Annotated in this window: 3 protein-coding genes; all 3 read right to left on the bottom strand. The window is 27.6% G+C overall.

Annotation, left to right across the window (positions count from 1 at the left end; all coding sequences use genetic code 11):
• Positions 1-468 precede the first annotated feature (468 nt).
• Positions 469-1,311: a toxin-antitoxin system YwqK family antitoxin gene (locus ACW9UN_RS16820; protein WP_459487527.1), complete on the bottom strand. Its 843-nt coding sequence runs from the start codon at positions 1,309-1,311 to the stop codon at positions 469-471.
• A 385-nt stretch (positions 1,312-1,696) separates the two neighbouring features.
• Positions 1,697-2,041, bottom strand: a complete 345-nt coding sequence (locus ACW9UN_RS16815; RefSeq protein ID WP_459487526.1) for a hypothetical protein — start codon at positions 2,039-2,041, stop codon at positions 1,697-1,699.
• A gap of 1,386 nt (positions 2,042-3,427) precedes the next feature.
• On the bottom strand, positions 3,428-3,907 hold the full coding sequence (locus ACW9UN_RS16810; RefSeq protein WP_459487525.1) for a hypothetical protein: 480 nt from the start codon (positions 3,905-3,907) through the stop codon (positions 3,428-3,430).
• Between the last annotated feature and the right edge of the window lie 103 nt (positions 3,908-4,010).

Raw genomic sequence — 4,010 nt, 5'->3', positions numbered from 1 at the left:
AAATTTTACACGGTGTTATGTTTTGTTGCGATACGTTTGAGTAAGCAAGTTCAGATTCCGTTTTCAATTTTTTCACGTTTTTTTAATTCCCTTTTTTGAGCTTTTTTTATTTATTTTTAATTTCTGTTAAATTCTTTTTTCGGAGTTAATTTTCAAGTTAAGATTCCGTTTTGATTTTTAATTCGCGAGATATTTTTCCCCAATTAATTTTTCACAAAACGTCAAGAATTCCAAAGTAGAGAAAATTCCCGCGTAAAATTTTCGCGTTGATTTGATTTTTTAAAATTCGCGAGAGAGTGTTCAGCATTTTTTTCCTGCGTTTAGATTTTCCTGAGCAATAAAACATAACGTTGTTGTATAAGATTAGTTGCGTGTTTTAAGCACTAAAGTTAGCAAATAAATCACAGATAGAAAGTCCGCGAGGACTTTCGTAAACTGGCTAAAACCAGCAATTAATTTTATACGGTGTTAGCCACTGGCTTTTTTTATTTCCGTTTCTATTAATTTTCCATCTTTCCAAGTCTCAATTTTTGTTATTTCTCCTTTGGAATTAAAGAAATATTGTTTGTCTATTGGTTTGTCGTCTTTAAATATTCCCTCGTATTTTGTATTTCCATTTTCGTAAAACTCACGATAAACTCCATTTTTGTCAAGGTCAATAATTTCCGACTCTATTTTTACAAATCCGTTTTTATAATACTCTTTAAAACTCTCTTTTTCTATATCGTCTTTTAACTCTTGAATTACACGTTGAATTTTCGTTGAACCATCTTCGTAATATTCAGATTCGACAGTTTTCATTAAATCGTGTTTATCGTGCTTGCTATATTCATAAGAGAATGTTGATGTTTTTTCTAAAAGTCCACTTTCATAAAATTCTTGAGTAGCCATTAATTTGTCGGCAGTGTAAAAGTCAATCCAATATAATTTTCCGTCTTTCTGATAATTGAAAAAATTCCCTTGCCTTAAACCACAATAGTAGTTGTATTTGGATTCAAGAACTCCATTTTCATAATAATCTTTCCATTCTCCGTGTTTTTTTCCTTTCCGAATTGTTGAATTATTACCAACTCCACAACCAGCAACATAGATTTTTGTGTGATTAGTTTCATATTCACAATTCTTGAATTCTCCAATTGTTTTAATCTGTCCGTTTTTATAATATTCCGTGTATTTTCCGATTAAAACACTATCGATTAAAAATCCTTGAATTTTGGCTTGTCCATTATCATATTTCTCAACATATTCTGTTTGCGAGTTAATAATACTCGAAACTAAAATAGTAAGAAATAATGACAATTCGTATTTCATAAAGTTGGTTTCAGCTTGTGGCTAACGTGTTTGTACAAGGTTAGTTGCGTGGTTTAAGCACTAAATTTACTAAATAATTACCGGCCAAGAAAATCCGCGAGGATTTTCGTAATTAAGCAAAAACAAGCAATTAATTTTGTACGGTGTTGTGCATAGTAATTTTTAATTCCAACTGTATTTTTCAACATATTTTTTGTTCATTCCTTTTTCGATTAAATTTCCTTTATTGTCATAAGTTTTAATAATAGTTTTTCTTTTTTTTGTTATTATAAACTTCATATTCAATCAATTCTTCTTTCAAATCAAAATAGTTTATTCGACTAATATTTAAAGTGAAATTTTCGTAAAAAGTTTGAGTTAAAAGTGTCCCATTTTCTCTATATTCTTATATTTCAATTGGCTTTCCTTCTTTAAAATTTCCAACTATTCTTTTTTTTCCATTTTCATAAAAATCAGTTTCTAAACCTTCGCAAGTTTTTTCACAGTTTAGATATTTCCAACGTTTTGAATGTAGTTCGTTTCCAAAAGAAAAGAGAATTTTCGGTATTATAATTGTGTCTATTGAATTTTCCTTAATTCTATTTGAGTAAAAACCTTGAGAAATTAAATTCCCTCGTTTGATAAAATAGGTTAGAGAAATACTATTTTCTAATCCTGGAATGGTGTCAATTTCAAATTCAGCTTCTACAAATTTATTCGTGCATTTATCTAAAAACTTAAAGTCAAACATTCCTTTTTCGTTTTTCTGACTGAAACACGAAAAGCTAATTAAAAGCAAAAATATTATGTTTTGTAAGACTTTCATTTTATTATGCACAACGTTCTAGGCTATGGTTAGTTGCGTTTTCGTAGCTAAAAGTAAGTAAATAAACACAAACAAGAAAATCCGCAAGGATTTTCGCAAATAGTAAATAAAAAGCAATTAAATATAGCCATTGTTGGTAATAGTATTTTTAAGCTAAAAGTTCATTGACATTACTGAAACCTTTATTTTTTTAAAAGCTTGGAGAAATAACTTACATATAAAGTCAAATATTGCGATAAATGTATAAAAATTGTAAAATAATTTAATATTGTATAAAAATGTACGTTATTGTACATAATTTAACAAGGTTATATTAGTAAAGTAATTTCTTTTTTATTAATTTGTAGGCTCAAAAAAACGCCAGTAAATTAATACTGACGTTAATTAAGTTCTAAATAAAATACTATTATTCAATTATTTAGTTTACTAATAATCCGTTTTAACTTCGGATTGTTGTAACAGTAGTTTTAACTTTCATTGGAACATATTGTATTCCTCTTGAAGTTCTAACTTTAACTCTTACAGTTTTAGTTGATGTTCTGGTGGAACGTGTCATAACTAAAATTTGTATTTGTTAGAGAGATAATAATAAACACGTCTCTCTATCGTGTTGAAATAATGTTAGTTTGGCGTAGATCTGTAATGTTCTTTTACAGTCTTACCATTTCTCTTGTGCTTGGGAACGTGAACTTTTTTCTTCCCAGTTTTGGTCTTAGCCATTGCAATAGAATTTAAATTAATATTATTTTCTTAACTTAAAGCCGTAAGAAATTCGGCTCAAAATAAAGGACACTCTGCAAAGTGTCCTTTATTATTTTTCACATATTATAACCTGGTGTTTTCATTAATATCGTCTCAACCATATTTGTAAATGTCCTATTTTCCTCTTTCGCCATTTCCTCAACTTTCTCAATTACTTCATTTTTTAATCTTATAGATTTCAATGATGATGTACTTTTTTCATTTTTACTCATAGTGTCATAGATTTAAGTTAATATTCAAATATACAATTATGTCTTATATATTTTGTAATACAAAATATATAAGTTTTAAACAGATTGTTAACAATTCAGAGAAGATTCCCACATGACAGATTGGAAAAAAAGCGTTGGTAAAAAAATAAAATTATCAGTAAATTAGTTTAATGAACAGACCTAATTCATATTATTACCAACGTGTTTGTGTTATGGAAAGTTGCGATTTTGTGCCATCGTTATTTTCCGAAGGAAAATATAAGATAGCAAAAAAGCAACCAACCTTGATTAAGCGAAATATAGCAATTTTTTATACACGGTGTTAGCAACTGTTTTTTTATTTTTTTTTCAGCCATTTCAGACTTAGTTTAATTCCTATTATAAGTGCAATTCCATAAACAAGTTTAATAATACTTTCTCTTTCAATATTCTGATAAAAAATTCCAACAAATAGAATATTAATAATTCCAGAAATAATAAACCAATATCCTATAAACTGAAAGAAATTCAGGCTTTTTGAAAAGTTTAGTGAAATAGGGTTTTCGTTCCAATTCGGCTTTTGGAATTCAATTCCGAATAAACTCCAAATCTTTGTCACTAAAGTCAAGAATATAATAATGAATGTAAAAATAACAAAGCTAATTCCTAAATAATATTCATCTACTAACTCTGAATTCTCATTAAAATTGAAAAGAAATAATGGAACTAAACTAAAGATTAAAACTAAAATACTTTTAATCTTTCCTATTTTATTCCAACTTTCGGTTTTTTTCTTATAAGATTCTAATAAGAAATATTTTTTAATTTCAATTTCCAATTTTTCAGAGTTTGATTGGTAATAGTTGCTAACGTTTTGGTGTATTATTTGTTGCGTAAATTTAGCGAAAAATAACTAATAATTACAGACTTTTGCGTTTCCG

The sequence above is a fragment of the Polaribacter litoreus genome, from assembly GCF_054584775.1.
Note: the sequence above shows the minus strand (reverse complement) of the source record. Positions and strands in the feature narration are given on the sequence as shown.